16 protein-coding genes are annotated in these 18,007 nt (G+C 62.5%); 5 read left to right on the top strand and 11 right to left on the bottom strand.

The annotated features are described in order from the left end of the window. Nucleotides 1–17 precede the first annotated feature (17 nt). Nucleotides 18–815, bottom strand: a complete 798-nt coding sequence (locus A5740_RS02375; protein ID WP_076191153.1) for an SDR family NAD(P)-dependent oxidoreductase — start codon at nucleotides 813–815, stop codon at nucleotides 18–20. A gap of 86 nt (nucleotides 816–901) precedes the next feature. Beyond that, the gene (locus A5740_RS02370; RefSeq protein WP_076191151.1) at nucleotides 902–2,107 is read right to left on the bottom strand and encodes a cytochrome P450; all 1,206 of its coding nucleotides are present in this window, start codon (nucleotides 2,105–2,107) and stop codon (nucleotides 902–904) included. 469 nt (nucleotides 2,108–2,576) lie between these two features. Between A5740_RS02370 and A5740_RS02365 the strand changes: the two genes are divergently transcribed. Continuing rightward, on the top strand, nucleotides 2,577–3,650 hold the full coding sequence (locus tag A5740_RS02365; protein WP_076191150.1) for a dihydrodipicolinate reductase: 1,074 nt from the start codon (nucleotides 2,577–2,579) through the stop codon (nucleotides 3,648–3,650). Between the two features lie 25 nt (nucleotides 3,651–3,675). Here the strand turns inward: A5740_RS02365 and A5740_RS02360 are convergent, their stop codons facing one another. Next, nucleotides 3,676–4,866, bottom strand: a complete 1,191-nt coding sequence (locus A5740_RS02360) for an acyl-CoA dehydrogenase family protein (RefSeq protein WP_076191238.1) — start codon at nucleotides 4,864–4,866, stop codon at nucleotides 3,676–3,678. A 201-nt stretch (nucleotides 4,867–5,067) separates the two neighbouring features. Here A5740_RS02360 and A5740_RS02355 point away from each other — a divergent pair, with 201 nt between their 5' ends. Further along, nucleotides 5,068–6,111 (top strand): dihydrodipicolinate reductase, encoded by a 1,044-nt coding sequence (locus A5740_RS02355; RefSeq protein WP_076191148.1) that lies wholly within the window; start codon nucleotides 5,068–5,070, stop codon nucleotides 6,109–6,111. A 36-nt stretch (nucleotides 6,112–6,147) separates the two neighbouring features. Here the strand turns inward: A5740_RS02355 and A5740_RS02350 are convergent, their stop codons facing one another. Genes A5740_RS02350 through A5740_RS02340 form a run of 3 tightly spaced genes read right to left on the bottom strand, consistent with a single transcriptional unit; the run spans nucleotide 6,148 to nucleotide 8,985 of the window. Beyond that, nucleotides 6,148–7,080, bottom strand: coding sequence for an LLM class flavin-dependent oxidoreductase (locus A5740_RS02350; protein WP_076191147.1), 933 nt, complete (start codon nucleotides 7,078–7,080; stop codon nucleotides 6,148–6,150). A 1-nt stretch (nucleotide 7,081) separates the two neighbouring features. Beyond that, a complete protein-coding gene (locus tag A5740_RS02345; RefSeq protein WP_083653905.1) occupies nucleotides 7,082–7,522 on the bottom strand; it encodes a hypothetical protein in 441 nt (146 codons plus the stop codon). Nucleotides 7,523–7,578: 56 nt separating this feature from the next. Next, nucleotides 7,579–8,985, bottom strand: coding sequence for a phosphotransferase (locus A5740_RS02340; RefSeq protein WP_175616134.1), 1,407 nt, complete (start codon nucleotides 8,983–8,985; stop codon nucleotides 7,579–7,581). 181 nt (nucleotides 8,986–9,166) lie between these two features. Here A5740_RS02340 and A5740_RS29365 point away from each other — a divergent pair, with 181 nt between their 5' ends. Beyond that, nucleotides 9,167–9,457 carry a hypothetical protein gene (locus A5740_RS29365; protein WP_371454705.1) on the top strand — a complete coding sequence of 97 codons (291 nt, stop codon included), beginning with the start codon at nucleotides 9,167–9,169 and terminating at the stop codon, nucleotides 9,455–9,457. Beyond that, nucleotides 9,427–10,254: a dihydrodipicolinate reductase gene (locus A5740_RS02335; protein WP_371454704.1), complete on the top strand. Its 828-nt coding sequence runs from the start codon at nucleotides 9,427–9,429 to the stop codon at nucleotides 10,252–10,254. The genes A5740_RS29365 and A5740_RS02335 overlap by 31 nt, the downstream gene beginning before the upstream one ends. A 225-nt stretch (nucleotides 10,255–10,479) precedes the next feature. Here A5740_RS02335 and A5740_RS02330 read toward each other — a convergent pair whose 3' ends face one another. Next, a complete protein-coding gene (locus A5740_RS02330) occupies nucleotides 10,480–11,379 on the bottom strand; it encodes an alpha/beta fold hydrolase (protein WP_076191143.1) in 900 nt (299 codons plus the stop codon). Then, nucleotides 11,376–13,166 carry an amidohydrolase family protein gene (locus tag A5740_RS02325; protein ID WP_076191141.1) on the bottom strand — a complete coding sequence of 597 codons (1,791 nt, stop codon included), beginning with the start codon at nucleotides 13,164–13,166 and terminating at the stop codon, nucleotides 11,376–11,378. Before A5740_RS02325 ends, A5740_RS02330 begins: the two co-directional genes overlap by 4 nt. A 231-nt stretch (nucleotides 13,167–13,397) precedes the next feature. Between A5740_RS02325 and A5740_RS02320 the strand changes: the two genes are divergently transcribed. Then, a complete protein-coding gene (locus tag A5740_RS02320; protein ID WP_076191139.1) occupies nucleotides 13,398–15,149 on the top strand; it encodes a DUF3556 domain-containing protein in 1,752 nt (583 codons plus the stop codon). Nucleotides 15,150–15,165: 16 nt separating this feature from the next. Here A5740_RS02320 and A5740_RS02315 read toward each other — a convergent pair whose 3' ends face one another. The 3 genes from A5740_RS02315 to A5740_RS02305 are packed head-to-tail and all read right to left on the bottom strand — an operon-like array spanning nucleotide 15,166 to nucleotide 17,998. Next, entirely contained in the window at nucleotides 15,166–16,818 is a 1,653-nt protein-coding gene (locus A5740_RS02315) for an amidohydrolase family protein (RefSeq protein WP_076191137.1), read from the bottom strand. Beyond that, nucleotides 16,815–17,549 carry an SDR family NAD(P)-dependent oxidoreductase gene (locus tag A5740_RS02310; protein ID WP_076191135.1) on the bottom strand — a complete coding sequence of 245 codons (735 nt, stop codon included), beginning with the start codon at nucleotides 17,547–17,549 and terminating at the stop codon, nucleotides 16,815–16,817. Before A5740_RS02310 ends, A5740_RS02315 begins: the two co-directional genes overlap by 4 nt. Then, a complete protein-coding gene (locus A5740_RS02305) occupies nucleotides 17,546–17,998 on the bottom strand; it encodes a VOC family protein (RefSeq protein WP_175616133.1) in 453 nt (150 codons plus the stop codon). Before A5740_RS02305 ends, A5740_RS02310 begins: the two co-directional genes overlap by 4 nt. Between the last annotated feature and the right edge of the window lie 9 nt (nucleotides 17,999–18,007).

The raw sequence follows: 18,007 nt of genomic DNA, 5'->3' as shown, positions 1-18,007 counted from the left end.
TTAGCTGCTACATACCATCAGGTGAAGTCGCTGCCACCGTCGACGTTCACGTTGGCGCCGGTCATGTAGGAGTTGCGACGGGAGGCGAGAAATGCCACCACCGGCCCGATTTCGTCCGGATCACCGGCACGTGGCAAGTGGGCGGGGTGCCCGAAGTGCTCATCAATCGCTGCCATGAGCGCATACGGATCCTTGCCGTCGACTCCGACAGAGTCAGCCCAGTTGAGTAGCCCCTCGGAGGCGAAGCTGCCCGGCGATACCACATTGACCAGGATTTCGTCTTTGGCGAGCGAAAGGGACAGATTCTTTGAGATGCTGTTCACCATCGCTTTTGCAGCCGTGTATGCCGGCAGAATCGTGCTTTGTCGTTGGGTGGAATGCGCCGAGAAGTTGACGATGCGTGCCCATTCCGCTTGTCGCAGTAGCGGAAGTGCTGAGCGCACGCAGTGCACCATGCCCATCGCTCCTTGGTTGATCGATTGCTCCCACTCCTTATCCGTGAGATCTTCGAAAGTCCCGATCACATAGGAGCCCACGGCGTTCACGAGGATATTCAGTTCTCCCCTCCACCGTTGAGCCACTTCGTCAAAGGCGATGCGGACCTGATCGACGTCCTGTACGTCGGTCACCAACGCGATGGCCTCAGGGCTACCGCACTGCTCGAGTTCGGCGACAGCGTCGTCGAGGAGGTCTTTTCTTCGACCAATGATCGCAACCCGGGCGCCGTCCTCTGCCAGGCAACGCGCGGCAGCCAAGCCCATTCCTGCGCTGCCACCAACTACCACGGCCTTTGCGTCCTTGAGGCCTAAATCCATTGTGTCCCTTCAGTCCCAACGGCCGGTCGGCTTTTGTCTCCCCTGGCCGAGTTACCGGTTGCGATTGCCTGTCGCTTCGGAGTCACTCAACGGATCACGCGAACCGGCACATTGCTCCAACCGGCGACGTTCTGCATGTTGACCCGCTTGCAGTGACTCCAGTCAACCTCGTACCGCGGCATGAAGTCGAGCAGCTTCTCCAAGGCGATGACGCTCTCCATCCGTGCGAGCGCCGCGCCGAGGCAACTGTGGATGCCATATCCCAAACCCAGGTTCTGCGCTTCGGTCCGATCGCGATCGATGTCGAATCTGTCCGGATCGGTCCACGCCTCTGGGTCCCTGTTGGCCGACCCTCCCACCAGGAAGACGGGCTTTCCAGCAGGAATCGTCACCCCGTGCAAGGTTACTTCGCGCAGAGAACGGCGGACGTTGTATTGGGCGGGTGCTTCGTAGCGGAGCAGCTCTTCTACTGCTTGCGGAACCTTGCTCCGGTCGTCGAGCAGCTTCTGCCACTGATCAGGGTTGCGGGCGAAGACCACTACGGCGTTGCCGAGCAGCTTCGCCACCGTTTCGGCACCGGCGCCGCCGAGCAGAAATGCGAATTCCGTTATCTCGAGGTTGGTGAGTGGGCGCATCTGACCGTCGTCACCCTCGATCTCGGAAAGAATCAGCTTGCTCAGCAGGTCGTCGCCGAGTGCTTTGCGCCGTTGCTTGGTTAACCGGTAGTAGTAGATCGCCATGTCAACACCGGCCTTGACCCCGGCCTCGGTCATGTCGACAGCGCCGTCCTCGCGGTGAAGAAGCTCGTCGATCCACAGCCGAACCTGTTGGTGGTCGTCTTCAGGAACGCCTTGCATGGTCGCGACGACCTCTACCGGGAAGCGCGCCGAGAAATCCTGGACGAAGTCGAAGCCGTCGGGATCTACAGCGCTGAGGTGTCTTTCGATCAAATTGGCTACCAGTGACCGTTGCGCTTGGATGGCCCGCGGGGTGAAGACCTTGTTCAGCAGGCTGCGCATTCGGCGGTGCGCCGGCGGGTCCATTGCGATGATGCCGCCATGTTCGGCTACCACTCCCGTCCGAACCTGGGCGAGGTCGACCCCGTAGGCGGACGAATACGTGTCGAAGTCCTTGAACGCGGCAGCAACGTCCTCATGCCTGGTCAAGGCATAGAAGTCGTATCGCTCGCTGTAATACACGGGCGCCTCGGCGCGCATCCGCCGGTAAGTGTCGTGGGGATCCGTGAAAAAGTTCTCGGCAAAGGGATCGAACTCTAAAGTGGCTGTCGTCATTGCGCCTTCCCTGGGGCGTTCTCACGGTTTTCATGGTGGCCTTCGATGTGCGATCGACTCGCCGACCACTCGGACAATCGATCCAACATACAATACTGTAAGCCTTACAGTATTGTAATGATCTCCGCCCTCCACCTTCAGCGGCGCGACCTTGCCCTACTTGGCCGGGCACAGGCGCTCCACAGTGATGCGCAGCCACCACAGCCCAGAGCCCCGGCGGGGGCGTACCGAACGCCCGGCTGGTTTCGATGAAAGTGGGCCCAGGTGCCGCCCGCGGCCCTTCCCACCGCCGTCACCAGGGCAAGAACGGATCCCCCCTTCGGTCGAGAGTCCGCTCCTCACCCATCCCTACCGCCCTCCGGCCAGAAAGGGGGTCGTTCGAAGAACTCGCCGCAGATTGCTACTGATGCTATTACAGTTGGCACGTCGGTAGCAGCTTGGTATGTGACGAGAGGGTGATTCACGCAGCATGAACAGTGACGCGTATCGAGTGATCGTGTGGGGCATCGGCGTAATCGGTGCCGAGATGGTGAGCACCATTCTGGACTACCGCTCGGACCTCGAACTTGTCGGCGCAAAGGTCTATTCCAGCGAGAAGGACGGGGTTGACGTCGGCGAATTGGTCGGACGAGATCCGATCGGGGTGGTCGCCACCACCGACACCGAACGGTTGATCGAACTGCATGCCGACTGCGTGATCTACACCCCACGCATCGGCGACATCGACGAGGTATGCCGGTTACTCGCCAGCGGCAAGAACGTGGCCACCACCGTTTTTCTGTTCTATCCGCCGGCACTTCCGCCGGCGGACCATTCCCGATTGACCGCGGCCTGTACGGCCGGTGGTACCAGCCTGCATGCCAGCGGCATCAACCCTGGAAACCTTTCCAGTGCACTGCCGCTGGCCCTGTCGGGAATGAGTCGCGTGATCGACAAGATCACACTGCAGGAACGCGCCGATATGACTCTCTACGAGAGCACCGACATCTCGTTTGGCAACATGGCATTCGGTGAACCGCTGGAGCGCATCTCGGTCGACGATGGCGGCTTCCTGAGTGCGATGAATTCCATGTTTACTGAACAGGTTTGGCAACTCGCCGACGCGCTCAACGCCGGCATCGACGAAGTGGTGGCCAGTGTTGAGGCGGTTCCCGCCAAAGCCGACCACCAGGTCTTCGACCGGGTGTTGGCGGCGGGCACCACAGCGGGCCAGCGCTGGAGCTGGAGCGGCCGGCGCGACGGGGTGGTGCGCGTCGAGATCGAGACGTTGTGGACCGTCGGCGGAGAGTATCCAGCGCACTGGCCGGCTCCTGAACATGGTTGGACGTTGACGATCGAGGGTGAGCCGTCGATGCGAACGCACTTTCTGTCGCTGGCCAGCTTCACCCGCTCGGCCACCATTGCCGAGCATGTGCATGCCGGGAACATCGCAACGGCTATGCAGGTCCTCAACGCCGTCCCCGCATTATGCAGGGCGGCAACAGGTTTCGTCAGTCCGGTTCAGCTAGGACTGGTCACCAGCGGCGTTGGGTTCCGCCAGTGACCCGGAACGGAATAACAACGGCGGGCTACCGCGTGGTGGCGGGGACCGAGTAGTTCGGCTTGCCGAGCCCGAGGGCGTACTGCGCGATCATGTTGCGGAACACTTCCAGGGTCCCGCCGTAAATCCCGGCCAGTGGCGCGAAGCGATAGACGTACTCGTTCTGACCGCCGTCGACACTGCCGGCCGCGCCATGACTGAGCGCTGCAGAGGCCCCGATGATGTCCATCAATTCCGGTGCGAGGTCTCTCATCATCTGTGCCTGTGCAACTCGCCCGAAGATGTTCGGGGTGCTCAGTCCCGCCTCCATCCGGGCAACGGCTCGGCCAAGTCGATATCCCACCGACGAATCGTCGATCGCGCGCCGGCCCGACGCATCGGCCCGGCCAACCGCCGCGGCGGCGCGGTCGAGCGCCAGCGCCAGATATCCGGCCTGGTGATCGAGAATCGAGACATCCTGGAGCCCATCAACTTCGGCGTCGACGGCACCGTGCTCAACATCTAATGGACCCCGCAGAACAGTCCAGCCGTCGTTCACCTCACCGATCCGGTATCGGTCTGAAACCCGTACGTCGCTGTAGTACACAATGTTGGTGCGGTCGCCGTCCACCGTGCGGATTCCTTGAATCTCGACGCCCGGTGCGTCCAGCGGCACGAGAAACATGGTGAGACTTTTGTGCTTGGCTGCGCTCGGATCGGTATTCGTCAGCAGGAAGCAATATTGGCAGTGGTGGGCACCGGTAGTGAACATCTTGGATCCGTTGATGATCCATGTGTCGCCATCGCGAACGGCACGCGTTTTGCAGGTTGCCACATCGGACCCGCCCTCGGGTTCGGTGTAGCCGAGACACATCCGCGTGTGTCCGGAGTAGACGCCGGGCATGACTTCGTGCTGAAGCGCGACCGAGCCGAACTGCAACACCGAGTGGGAAACCAATGCGGTTGTTCCCCAGGTGACCCATGGGATGTGTGCGCGACGCTTCTCCAGCTGCCAAAGACGGGCCTGCACGCGACTGAATCCGCCGTCGTCCTCGGTCGCCAGTTCACGCCTGAGATAGCCTGCCGCCCCGAGCGCCAGGTGGACGTCTTCATCGAAGCTGTCACCGGTTTCCCGTTCGCGCTCATGGACGTCTTCGGTGACGTGCTCACGTAGAAAGGTTCGGACCTCACGGAGGAATTCTCGGTCCTGCGGATTCAGTTGCACCGGAGCGAAGTCCACGCTCACAACCTTTCTCTGAACGCTGAACGGGTCAAGTGCCGAAGTTGGGTATAGCCGACCCCAGCCGCTGCACCCGGGACCGTCCGCACGGTCGGCCGACGTTCTCGCCGGACATACTGTTGATATTACGGTATGTATGAGAGTATCTCATCGCAGGGCGGTTGCAAGGTGCGCTTTGCATCGACGGCGAGGAGTAATGACATGTCCCTGCGGGTCATCCAATGGACAACGGGAAACGTGGGTCGGCAATCACTGGCGGCCATCGTGGCTCATCCGGACCTCGAACTGATTGGCTGCTTTGCCTACACTGCCGACAAGGTGGGCCGCGATGCCGGAGAACTGGCCGGCATCGGTGCAATCGGCGTGCCGGCAACCGACGATGTGGAAGCTCTGCTTGCGTTGAAGCCAGATTGCATGGTGTACAACCCCATGTGGCTGAACGTCTCGGAGTTGGTGCAAATCCTCGAGTCGGGGGCAAATGTCGTCACCACCGCCGCATTCATCACGGGTCACTCGCTGGGCCAGGATCGCCTGCGCGTGATTGATGCTTGTGAGCGAGGCAATTCCTCCATCTTCGGCTCTGGTATCAATCCCGGTTTCGCCCAGCTCGGTGCCATCATCGCCGCCAGCGGCTGCGATCGCATCGACAAGGTGACCGTCGTCGAGTCAGCCGACATCAGCGGTTATGACTCACCGGCAACGGAATTGCCGGTCGGCTTCGCCCGACCGATCGATGACCCCGAACTGCCGGCAATGACCGCCAAAGCGACCGCAGTGTTCGTCGATGCCGTGCACTTACTCGGCGACGCCTTGGGTGTCCAGTTCGACGAGGTGGTGTGTGAAGCCGAATACGCCCGGACCGCTGCCGACGTTGACCTCGGATCGTGGAGCATTCCGGCCGACTGCGTTGCCGGCATAGCCGCAAGCTGGCACGGAAAAGTCGCCGGACGCAGCATCGTCGAGATCCGGATGGTGTGGCGTAAGGGGCAGACGCTGGAGCCGGACTGGCCGATCGATCAGGGATATTCCATCACGATAGACGGTCGCCCTACCGTCAAGATGCGTCTAGATGTGTTGCCACCGGCCGACTTCAAAGCGAAGACATTCAGCGACTTCATGCAACTGCCGATGATTCTCACGGCGATGCCCGCGGTGAACGCGATCCCCGATGTCGTCGCTGCTCCACCGGGAATCATCACTTACACCGACGTACTTCCGATGCCGCGCGGACTGGTCTCGCTCTAGAAATCCGGCTGGCGCAGGGTGTATGGACGTTGCCATTCACGTCAGCACGCAGTCTTCAAATGTGGAGCCTGGTGGTGGAAATACGATAGCTACCACTGATGCACCTGTGGTGGTTTCAATGTCGGAGAGCACATCCCGACAGTGTGTGGGTGAACCCCAGACGACGAACTCATCGAGAATCTCATCGGGAATTGCGCCACGTGCGGCGGCAGCGTCGCGATCAGCCGAGGCCTGCCAGAGGCGTTCCAATTGCGTGCCACGTCCGAGGCTGCGTTGCTGCTGTGCGTAGCCGGGGACAGCAAGGTAAGTGGCCAGCACCGGGCGCATTGTCCGCTCCATCTGCGCTCGATCAGGCGTGGGGCAGATAGGTACGACCAGCGTCACCGACCCGGGATTGGCCGGCAGCGGATGAATACGCTGTAGATCGCCTGGTGTGATCCAGTTCAATGCCACTCCGTCTGCCTGGCCGGCCGCCAGTTCGAGTGCACGCGGACCCGTGGCGGCCACGAGCAATGAAGGAGTTGCCGCCGGTGCTGATGCCAGGGCGAAGCCGTGTCCGGCGATGGTGGGAAACGCATGATCGACGCGTTGTCCCGATAGGGCTGCGCGAAGGAACTGCAACGTGTCTCGTAGCTTTGCGTGCTGACGCTCGTAGGGAATGCCGTTCCAGCCCTCGACAAACAGCGCAGAGCCGGTGCCGAGCACGATTTGCACACGTCCCGGGGCCAGATGCGCCAGCGCATTTGCCGTCATGGCCAATACCGAAGGGGCGCGGGTGTACACGTTGACAAAGACGCCGAGTTTCGCATGCATGGTCGCCGCAGCTGCCAGCGTGGCAGTGGTCACCGCATCGACATCGTTGACTTCGCCGACCCAGATGCGGTCATAGCCCGCGGCTTCCAGCCGACGCACGAGCTGTGCGTAATCCGGCAGCGTGCCGGCCACTTGGGGTACGTGGATGCCGACCACGTCACCGTCTCCCGTGTGGAGCCATGAATTCGACTGTGACGCCTTCGATCACACCGATTGCCGCATCGACTCCCGATGCTGCAGAAGGCAATGCGCTGAACGGGCTTGCGGTGAACGGCTGGGTTTCGCTCAGCACTTTCGCGAGATCGTCTGTGGTGAAAGACAACACGGCGAGACCGTCTGGAACCTGGCCGCTCAGCGATGGTGGAATCCCCATGACGTGAATGCTCGGGTGGCGTCCGTCACCCAGAATCCACAGATGCGTGCCCGCGCTGGGCGGCCAGCCCATCGCTTGCTCCAGCAGTTCTGACGCCAGGTCAATCTCGGTGTGTACCGTCATCCCGACAACATCGGTCAGAAAGCCCACGAAGTTGCCGGGCGTTTGGCAGTGCACGACCACCCGGTGCCGCAGCGGGGACGGTTCGGGATTCTTGTCGACCACGGGTATTCCTTGTGCTGTCGGTGTGAAGGTCGGTGGATTCCAGTCCTGACGTCGGTCTAGGCAGTGCCGGGTATCGCGCCGCCGGGCCAACCGTCGTCGAGACTGCGTGCGACGGTCCGATCTGGTCTCAGGCTCCGCAACGGCGGGTGGCGCAGCATCAACGAGGAGGCCGACGCCATCGACAAGTGGCGCCGCTGGGCGCGCCGGTCCAGGAGGCGCACCAGTTCCTCTTCGCGATCCGGTCCGGCGTCATTGATGAACCGGATCAGCTCGGCGTCGGCGTCCTCAGGCTGTGGGCGGCTGCCGAGCATTTCACCGAGGTCGTCGAGATCGGCACTGTCGAGCTCGGCACCGATCTCATCGACCCGTTTGAGATGATTCGCGATCCGCCCCAATGCAACCCGCTGATAGTCGACTTCGGCAAGCCCGTAACTGGCGTCGCGCAATCCCGCCACCAGGTGGCGCAGGGCTGCCGCGTGCTTGGTGGGCCGCGGCTGCGGGATCTGGACGGGCTCAAGCCGATAGCCGCCGATCTCGGCGATGCACTCCAGTGACCACCGCGCGCCGTTGACGTACCAGGCCAGGTAGGTCAGCCAATCCGTGCCAGGAAGCGGATCGTGCAGCGGCGGACCAACGGACAACACCGAGATGGCGTTGTACACGACGGTGTGAAATTCCACGGCGTCGTGGTCGATTTCGACGCCCGTGATCTGGCGATAGCGATCGGCGTAGTCAGGCAGTTCGCCGATGTTCTTGATGGTGTCTCGAATCCGTAGCGCCGCAAGGTCCATCATGGGATCCCCGACATGGGCGTGCTCGAAATCAAGCAGACCGGTGATCTGCGTACCGTCGAACATGAACTGAAAGGAGTCATAGGTGATGAAGCGGGCATGCCGGTGACGATCAGCTGGTACATGGTCGTTGATCCAGCGGCGTAGAAATACGGCGAGGGGGTCGGGGTCATGACCGGCCATCGCCGCGTCGTATAGGTGCTCCGTGCGCCGCCAGTACCCTGCCAGACAGGCTGCAGCAGAGTCAGTGGGAATCTCAAAACCGGCAGCCTCGGCGTCCGAAAGCGGTATCTGATAGATCTTGGCCAAAATCTGCAGATACGAGTCCAGAAGCCGGTCCCGGTCATCGGCGGCCACGTTCGACAGGTCCGCCTGCCCCGGCAGGCGGTCCATGACCAGTGCATACGGCTGGTCGCACAGGCCGTACGCGTGTGGAACCGGAATCTGATGAGCTTCCAGCAGGCGATGGGTGGCGACCTCGTCGGCAATCCGGTACGGCATCACAATGCGTCGTTCCCGTTCGCCGCGCGCGTGCAACGCCACCCGCCGATGACCGATCTCGACATCGATGTCCCACGCAGGCCGCCAGCGCGGCAACCGCCGGCTGCCAAGGACTGTCCCACCCAGGGCGGCTTCAACCCAACGTTCCAACCGCTCTAGTTCGTCGCTCATTTCGCTCCTGCACAACCCGATTGCCGCTAGGCTCATGCCTACCGAGGCGATTACAGTATTTAATACCGATACGCCGACGGCATGGGCGAGTATGAGAAAACTCGAGCTCGACTCATTTCCAAAGATCGCCCCGGCGCCACGAAGTTCAACTTGTCACTCCCCAACAGTCAGGAGTCGCCTCGTGAGTGAACGCCCTTACCGTGTCATCCAATGGGCCACCGGTAGCGTAGGCAAGGCGGCGCTGAAGCATTTCCTCCGCAGTCCGGCTTTCGACGTTGTCGGCGTACTCGTCTACGACCCGAAGAAGATCGGCAAAGACGCGGGCGACATCGTCGGAACCCCGGCCACCGGCGTGCTGGCCACCGACGACGTAGACGCTGTTCTCGCAATGGAGGCGGACTGCGTGTTCTACACCCCGGTCTGGCCGGATACCGAGATCGTGTGCCGGCTGCTGCGGTCAGGAAAAACGTAGTCACCACCGCGGGGATCTACCATCCCAACGAGACGAATCGTCTTGAGGTCGCCCAGATTGAACAGGCATGCAGAGAGGGCGGAACGTCTTACCACGCCGGTGGAATTCATCCCGGTTTCGCCGGTGACCTACTTCCCCTTGTCGCGTCGCGCTTGGTCAGCCGTGTCGACCAGGTCCAGGTCTTTGAGGTCGTGAACTTCAGCGACTACCCGTCCAAATACATAGAATGGATCGGGCTGGGCGCCGACCCTGCCGTATTTCACTCTCGCCCAAACCTTCTGGAAGCAGCCGTACCGCACTTCGCGCAGTCGATGGCGATGATTGCCGCCGGACTCGGCACGGAGATCGACAACGTAACCTCCGAACTGGATATCGCATTGGCCACTACCGACATCCCCTATGCCGGCACACCCGACAGCGATGTGCCCGACTTGAAGGGCGTGGTTCGCGCAGGAACGGTTGCAGCTCAACATCACACATGGACTGGGTGGGCCGGCAGCGTTCCCCTGGTGCAATTCAACGCCCTCTACACGATGGGCGACGGTCTGATCGAGCCCGACTGGAACTGGGGAACCAACAGGTATCGTGTTGTCATCAAAGGTGATCCTTCGACTGAGATCACGCTGCAGGGTGCAGCCGATCAACACGGACACACTGCGCATCCCGGCTACGCTTGGACCGCCATGTCCGCAGTGAACGTCATTCCCGCGGTGTGCAAATCAGAACCGGGCCTCAAAACCCATCTCGACCTGGGAGCGATATCAGTTCCAGGTCTCATCGGGCATGAACTGGAGTAGCTCGACTACCGGCGCTGCGCGCACTCGTTATGACGACGTACCGACGGTCTCGGTGTCCACAGGTGGGACCTCGTAGAACTGGGTGGCCCATTTGCGCACCGTCTTGAGGAACGGCAGCCGTCCGCTCTGCCCCGGTAACACAAACTTTGTCGCCGCGCTCTCCAGTCGGGTATAACTCCGTGACGCTTCTGCAGCGGTATGGGCGACCCAGCCGGGCATCGCTCGTCAGATGGACACGTAGTCACTGATGAGTCTGTGCACCTCGTCGGGTTGGTCGAGATGCATGAAATGCCCAGCGCCGTTGATGATGTGGTGTCGACTGCCGGGAGCGAGTGCGTGCGCGCCCAATGCGCCCAGGCGCGCGTCGATCGCGCCGTCTTCGTGTCCGTGTAGATGCAGCATCGGCACACGCGGGGCGATCCGTCGGGAGTAGGCGGCGAACGTATGGTAGTTCGAAGCGCGCCGCGTAGGCCGGAAGGCGGCGCGATAGTAATTCAGCGCCGCGGTGCGTCGACGGTTGTCAGGAAGACTCTTCCAGACGTGTGCGAGGTCGGCCGTGCTGTCATAGCCAGGTGGGCACCAATCGCGCCACAGTTTGGGAATGAGTCGGTCGAGGCTGCGTTCAGAGATCTTCGGAAGTTGTTGGTAGAGCACATACCAGCTCATTTGGAGTTGCCGGGGCAACGCACGCAGCAACTCGCCCACATTACCCGCGCGGGCGGCCAGGCCGGCCAACATGGGCACCCCCATCGACACCACCTTGGTGAATGGACTGTCCGGATAAGCCGCTATTCCGTTGGCCGCCAATGCTCCCCAGTCATGTCCGACAAGCACGGCGTCGCTCCCACCGTCCAGGCCGCGATGAAGCGCGATGGCATCGAACATCAGCGCCCCCAAACCGTAGTCGCCGTCGCGGGCCATTTCGGTGGGCGCGTAACCGCGCATGAACGGCGCGACGACACGGAAGCCGCGCTGAGCAAAGAACGGGCCGAGGTGACGCCAGGTCCACGCCGTGTCAGGGTAACCGTGCAGGCAAAGCATCAGCCGACCGTCGTCGGGTCCCCACGTCAGCGTTTCGAATCGCAGGTGCGACAGCTCGAGCGACTGTGCGGTCGGCGCAATCATGCCGGCGCCGCGCTCGGCTGCGGGGCGTTCTCCCTCGAGGCGATGTTGCGTGGGCGTCCATCGGCGCGCAGGAAGCAGCCGGTGCGATGAGTTCCCAGCAGCGCAGTGGGCTGACCACCAGAGAAGACCGTTCGTCCGGCCACCAGCACCGCGGTGACCGCGTCGTCGTTGCGATTCACCATTCGCCGCAGGCCCTGATACGCCTCCGCTGCCGCTTCGTGATATCCATCGAGCGCGGCGTCGAGCCGGTCGGGATCCACAATCACCACGTCGGCCCAGTCACCCACCCGCAGATGGCCGGCGTCGAGGCGATACCAGTCGGCCAACTCGCCGGTGAGCCGGTGCACAGCACGCTCGGTGCTGATGAACGCCTCGCCGGACCGCTGTGCGTCGCGGACGTGACGCAGCAGCCGCAGGCCGAAGTTGTAGAACGCCATATTCCGCATGTGCGCGCCGGCGTCGGAGAATCCCATTTGGATACCGTTCATGCGGGCCAGGCGGCGCAGCATTTTTGGGCGATGGTTGGAAATCGTAGTGCGCCAACGGAGTTCTGCACCATGTTCCAATACGAGGTCGAGGAACGCATCGACCGGGTGGACTCCCCCTCGCTCCTTGCCCACATCGCCAAATGATTTGCCGACCACCGTGCGGTCCGGGCACGCCACGATTTCGGCATCGAAGAAGTCCCGATGCCAGGCGCGTGGTCCCCATCTGTTGTCGTAGTCTTTTCGGAACCACCGCCGATAGGCCTCGTCACGCAGCAATTCATTGCGCTCGAGTTCGGTCTTGAGGTGCAGTGCGGCCGCGCCCGACCCGAACTCCTCGAAGATCACCAGGTCGATGCCGTCGGCATAGACCTCGAACGGCACTGGCAGATGCTGAAACCGGAAATCGCCGCCGAGGCGATTGGCGATCGCCGCCAGTACCACTGTCAGCCACATCCCGCCGGGCGTGGACTTCATATCGGCGGCCGCGAGCAGGCTGGTCTTGAGCCGTGGTCGGCCGAAGCCGACCGACTGCAGGGCCTGCGAGACGATGTTATGTGGATGGCTGATGTCAGGTCCCGATTGAAGGACACGGTCGCGCCGCCGCAGTCGTGACTTCAGTCGGCGCAATTCCCGTCCCTTGGCATAGGTCGACGGCAGGGTTCGCGATCGACACACATCGCCATCAATTTTGTCGAAAAGCAGTTGCTGAGAGGACATTCCGACAAACCCCGCGTCGAGGGCCTGATCGAGCATGGACTCCATGCGCGCCTGTTCGGCACTGGTGGGTCGCATGTCCTTTCGCGTGGCGCGGTCGAGTCCCATCACTGCGGCGCGGATGTCGGAATGGCCGATGAATGCGGTGACATTGGGGCCCAACGGCAAGGACTCCAGCGCTGCCACGTACTCCTCGGCAGTACGCCAGGTCTTGTGCTCGCCGACGATGCGGACAACCTGTTCGTGCGGGATCGCTTCCACCCGGCCGAACAGGTCAGCCGCGTCGTGGGCGTCGACGTGGACGGTTGACAGCGAGCACGACCCCATCACGATCGTCGTCACTCCGTGGCGCAGAGACTCAACCAGCGCCGGTCCGGCCAGCACTTCGGCGTCGTAGTGAGTGTGGATGTCGATCATGCCGGGCATCACCCACTTGCCGCCGGCCTCGATCGTCTCGTCCCCTTCTATCGGATCGGTGGTCACAGCGGCCACCCGACCGTCCCGGATTCCGATGTTGCGAACAGCCGATGGCGCACCGGTGCCATCGAACCACCGACCGTTGCGGACCACAGTGTCAAACGCCATGCTGACAACCTCATTCCGTCGTGGGCTGTTCGTTGATGGTATGGGGCGACTGGACAGTTTTCAAGGAATGTCCAATGGCCCCGACGAGCAGCCGCACGGCCTGAGAATCCAACTTCATGGCAGTCGGGCCCAAAATCATGTAGCGGGATGTACAGTCCGATTGGACACTTGTAGCGATATGTCTAATCGCCGTTGCTTTCGATCATCAACGACCGCTGAGGTGGAGGTTCGATGGGATTCTTGAAGGCTGACCTGCCCCAGATCGATCTCGAACAGTGGCGCACGGAAAGCCGTAGCGAGCGGATCAAACCGATGGCGACCCATATCGCCGAGCGAGGGATGGGCAACCCAGACGTCTTCTACGTCCTGTACACGCTGAAGATTGCGCTCTACATCCTCGGTGGCATCTGTTTTGCGCTGGCCACCAAGGGGATCGACGGATGGGGCCAGTTCGATTACTGGTGGCATGAGCCCATCGTGTTTCAAAAGATTGTGCTGTGGACGCTGCTGTTCGAGGTTCTCGGGTTCGGCTGTGGTTTCGGCCCGCTTACCGGCAAGATCGCACCGCCCATGGGTTCGGTGCTGTATTGGCTACGGACCGGCACGATCCGGCTTGCACCGTGGCCGAACCGAATTCCGTTCACCACGGGTGATCGGCGTACTGGATTCGACGTGGTGCTGTACGCGACGCTGTTGGCGGCGACGCTGCTGGCGTTGCTATCCAACGGAGCGGGGCCGGTGCCGTCGCTCGGAACATCGGTCGGTGTTATCGCGCCATGGAAGATCGCAGTGATATTGGCGATCCTGGGCCTGCTGGGCCTACGCGATAAGACCATCTTTCTGGCCGCGCGGGGCGAAGTATACGGCGCGGTCGCGGTGACATTCCTGTTCACCGGCCCGAACATGATCGTCGGAGCCAAGCTCGTGATGCTCGCGATCTGGATCGGCGCTGCGACATCCAAGCTCAACCGCCACTTTCCGTTCGTGGTGGCGACGATGATGGCGAACAACCCGTTGGTGCGACCGAAGTGGTTGAAACGCTTGTTCTTCCGCGCGTTTCCCGACGACCTGCGGCCCAGCTGGATCCCGCGGTGGCTGGCCCATGGCGGCACGGTGATCGAAATGGGCGTGCCGGTTGTGCTTTTCTTCTCAGACGGCGGCACCGTCACCGCGGTCGCAGCGACGGTGATGGTGGTCTTCCATCTGGTGATCTTGACGGCTATTCCGCTTGGTGTGCCGCTGGAGTGGAATGTGTTCATGATCTTCTCCGTCGTGGCGCTGTTCGTCGACAAGGCGGCCATCGGCTGGCACGAAGTCACTCAGCCCTGGCCGATCGCGGCGTTGATGAGCGTCATCGTCATCACTGTCATTGTTGGCAATCTGTGCCCGGCAAAAGTGTCCTTTCTGCCCGGAATGCGTTACTACGCCGGCAATTGGGACAACTCCCAATGGTTTTTCACGGAAGAGGCCACGCGCAAGATCACAGAACGTCGCATCGGGCTCGGCCTCATCCAGCACAAGCAGATCGAGAAGTTCTCCGGACCCGACGGGGCCCAGGTGGCGTTGCATCTCGGATATGCGTTCCGCGCCATGTTTGCTCATGGTCGTGCCCTGTTGACGTTGTGGGATCACGTGATTCCCGCTGGCCGTGAGAAGGACTACACCGTGATCGATGGCGAGACGGTGGCCGGTTACGCCATTGGATGGAGCTTCGGCGACGGCCACTTGCACAACGAACAGCTCGTGGCCGCTTTGCAGCAACGGTGCCATTTCGCACCCGGTGAGTTACGCGTCCTCATGCTCGACGGACAGGCCATTCAACACCAGTGGCAGCAGTACCGGATTGTCGACGCCGCTACCGGGGAGCTCGAGCGCGGTACGTTCCGCGTCGCCGATGTCGTCGATCGTCAACCGTGGGAGCATGACGTCCCCATCACGGTCATCGGCCGCGCTTCACGCAACGCAGCCGAGGCGGCGCGATGATGTTCATCGGGCGCGCTCAGACGTGTTGAGGGCCTCTCACCAGCCGGCCGGGCAACTTCCCTGTGGGTCGGCCGTTTGTATATACCTCGTCACCGCTCACCAGAGTGTGCAGATACCCGTCAGCTGCTTGGAGGACGCGCTGGCCTCCGGCAGGAAGATCGGCGACCAGGTGTGGCACGCGGGCTGTCAGCTTGTCGAAGTCGATCACGTTGACATCGGCTTTGTACCCAGCGGCGAGCACGCCGCGGTCGTTGAGACCCACCATGCGCGCCGTGTCACGGCACTGGCGCTGAATCAGCCACACCAGGTTGAAACGCGGACCGGGACGGTCGCGGCCCCAGTGAGTGAGGAGCGTGGTTGAAAAGCTGGCATCGCAGATCGTGGACACGTGGGCTCCCCCGTCGCTGAGGCCGGGCAGCGCATTCGGATGTGCCAGCATCTCATGCACGACGTCGAGACTGCCGCTGTGATAGTTGAACACAGGCATGTACGCGGGCCCCTCGAGCATGATGTCGTACAGCACCTCGGCTGGATCGCTGCCGGCACGCGCCGCGCGTGCAGCCACCGAATCCTGCCGTGCGGGTTCGTAATTCGGTGGATCGCCGAGTTCGAAGATGGTATCCAAGGGCGCCCGCAGACCACCGCGTTCGGCGACCTCTGCCAGGATGCGTCGCTTGACGTCCGGATCGCGGAGATCGGGCCCCGCGCGGAAGGACCGAGACAGCACGAACGGGTTGTAAGTGCCTCGAAAGTCGACCAGCACGCCGATGGCCCGCGGAGCGACCACCGCCGTCATCTGAAGGCCCTCTGCGTTCGCGCGTTCGATTGCCTGCAGTGTTCGACGGTAGCCTTCACCCGGCTCGTGCTGCATGACCGATAGTGACAGCGGCCGGCCGGAAACCCGCATCATCTCGTACATCACCTCGATCTCGTGATCGAAGCCCTTGAGGTCGGAGACCACCTGGAACACTCCAGTTCCGGTGGCGCCGATGGCCTTGGCGATACCCACCAGCTCGTTCAGTTCGGCGCGCACAGAGGGTGTCTGCTCGCCGCGGCTGGTCTTGTGCCATTCGGTGCGCGAGGTGCTGAAGCCGAGTGCACCTGCGCGGATGCCCGCGGCGGCGAGCCTCGCCATTTCAGCGATGTCCTCGGGTGTCGCGGCTTCGCGGTCAGCGCCGCGTTGACCCATCACGTACAGCCGGAGCGGATCGTGAGTGACCTGCGCGGCGACGTCGATGTCATGCGGCAGGCTGTCGACCGCATCGAGGTACTCTTCGAATGTCTGCCAGGTCCAGGGCAGTCCTTCGTGTAGCACGGGGCCGGGCAGGTCCTCCACCCCCTCCATCAACTCGATGAGCTGTGCATGGTCGGTTGGATGGACGGGCGCAAATCCCATGCCGCAGTTCCCCATCAGCGCCGTCGTGACGCCGTGAGCGGAAGAGGGCTGTAAGCGGTTGTCCCACGTGACCTGTCCGTCGTAGTGGGTGTGGATATCGACGAATCCGGGGGTGACGATTGCACCGTCGGCGTCGATCTCCCGACGACCGCGTTCATCCACGCGTCCGACCGCGGCGATGACCCCGCCGCTGATCGCCACGTCCGCCGTCTGTTCCGGTTGGCCGGTGCCATCGATCACCGTGCCACCGCGGATCACCACGTCGTAGGTCATGGCTGCGCCCCTCTCGTCAGTCGCTGCACTTGTCCGTAGGCGTCGATCGGGCTCTGCAGTGCCAACCCACCGTCGGCGAACAGCGTCTGCCCGGTCACCCAGGACATTTCCAGAAGGCTCAGAATCGCCTCGGCAATGTCGTCGGCCTCCCCGAGGCGCCCCAGCGCGGTGCGCTCCGTAAGGCCTTCGACCCATCCGGGAAGGCGTTCGGGCTTGGCCAGCATGGGCGTACGAGTAACCCCGGGTCCCACTGCGTTCACCCGAATGCCGTGCGGTCCCCATTCGGCGGCTGCCACCCGCACCAGCATGTCCACTCCGGCCTTGGACACGCAGTAGGCGCCCATGTCCCGGTCGGCGAGTGTTCCGCTGATGCTGGATACGGCGAGGATGGAACCACGGATCCCGGCGTCGATCATGGCGGCCGCAGCGGCTCGAATCGCCAGCCAGGTACCGGTCAGGTTCACGTCGAGCACCCGCTTCCACTGCGCGGGATCCTGCTCCAGCAGTATCCCCGACGCTCCGATTCCGGCACAGGTGATGAACCGGTCCGGGCACCCCGCGGATTTCACCGTCTCAACCATCGCACGGTCGACCGAATCAGGATCAGAGATGTCACAGATGACATCGGCATCGCGCAGGTCCCAGACGATGGTCTTTCGATCCTGCGCGCGTAGTCGGCTCACCACCGCGGCGCCGATACCCGACGCTCCCCCGACCACGACCGCCGTCATTCTGGCTCCCCGACGAGCTCGACGAGAACGCCGTCCGGGGCGGTGATGACGGCCATCGCGACACGCTTCCCGCCCGGCGCCGGCATCGAGATGCGCCGTACCCCTTCGGTGAATCCATGCGTGGACAACGTCATCAACGTGTCCTCTACACCACGGTGTAGAGAGACCAGGAAGAGACCACGTCGCGGACACTGCGGTGGTGGCACTCCGGCGTCGCCGCCGTCCTCGGGTTCGACGAACCGCACGAGTTCGACGATGCCGCCATCGGGATGATCCGGATCACCGAGAAAGACAGACCGTAGCGTGTCGGTATCCGCGCCGAACAGAGACTTCCAGTCACCGACGAAGGTGTGGTCCATGAACTGAGTCAGCCCCAGCCCGTCGCGCCAGAAGCGCAGCGACACATCGATGTCATCGGTGATTATCGCGGTGTGATGAACAGCTCGCACGGACACCCT

Source organism: Mycobacterium sp. GA-1841, assembly GCF_001954135.1.
GTDB lineage: Bacteria > Actinomycetota > Actinomycetes > Mycobacteriales > Mycobacteriaceae > Mycobacterium.
Note: the sequence above shows the minus strand (reverse complement) of the source record. Positions and strands in the feature narration are given on the sequence as shown.

Bases quoted from the DNA above. Each gene is read 5' to 3' on its own strand.
- A5740_RS02370 (WP_076191151.1), bottom strand. From the start codon at position 2,107: ATGACGACAGCCACTTTAGAGTTCGATCCCTTTGCCGAGAACTTTTTC.
- A5740_RS02325 (WP_076191141.1), bottom strand. From the start codon at position 13,166: ATGGCGTTTGACACTGTGGTCCGCAACGGTCGGTGGTTCGATGGCACC.
- A5740_RS02320 (WP_076191139.1), top strand. From the start codon at position 13,398: ATGGGATTCTTGAAGGCTGACCTGCCCCAGATCGATCTCGAACAGTGG.
- A5740_RS02365 (WP_076191150.1), top strand. From the start codon at position 2,577: ATGAACAGTGACGCGTATCGAGTGATCGTGTGGGGCATCGGCGTAATC.
- A5740_RS02355 (WP_076191148.1), top strand. From the start codon at position 5,068: ATGTCCCTGCGGGTCATCCAATGGACAACGGGAAACGTGGGTCGGCAA.
- A5740_RS02310 (WP_076191135.1), bottom strand. From the start codon at position 17,549: ATGACGGCGGTCGTGGTCGGGGGAGCGTCGGGTATCGGCGCCGCGGTG.
- A5740_RS02315 (WP_076191137.1), bottom strand. From the start codon at position 16,818: ATGACCTACGACGTGGTGATCCGCGGTGGCACGGTGATCGATGGCACC.
- A5740_RS02330 (WP_076191143.1), bottom strand. From the start codon at position 11,379: ATGATTGCGCCGACCGCACAGTCGCTCGAGCTGTCGCACCTGCGATTC.
- A5740_RS02375 (WP_076191153.1), bottom strand. From the start codon at position 815: ATGGATTTAGGCCTCAAGGACGCAAAGGCCGTGGTAGTTGGTGGCAGC.
- A5740_RS02340 (WP_175616134.1), bottom strand. From the start codon at position 8,985: ATGAGCGACGAACTAGAGCGGTTGGAACGTTGGGTTGAAGCCGCCCTG.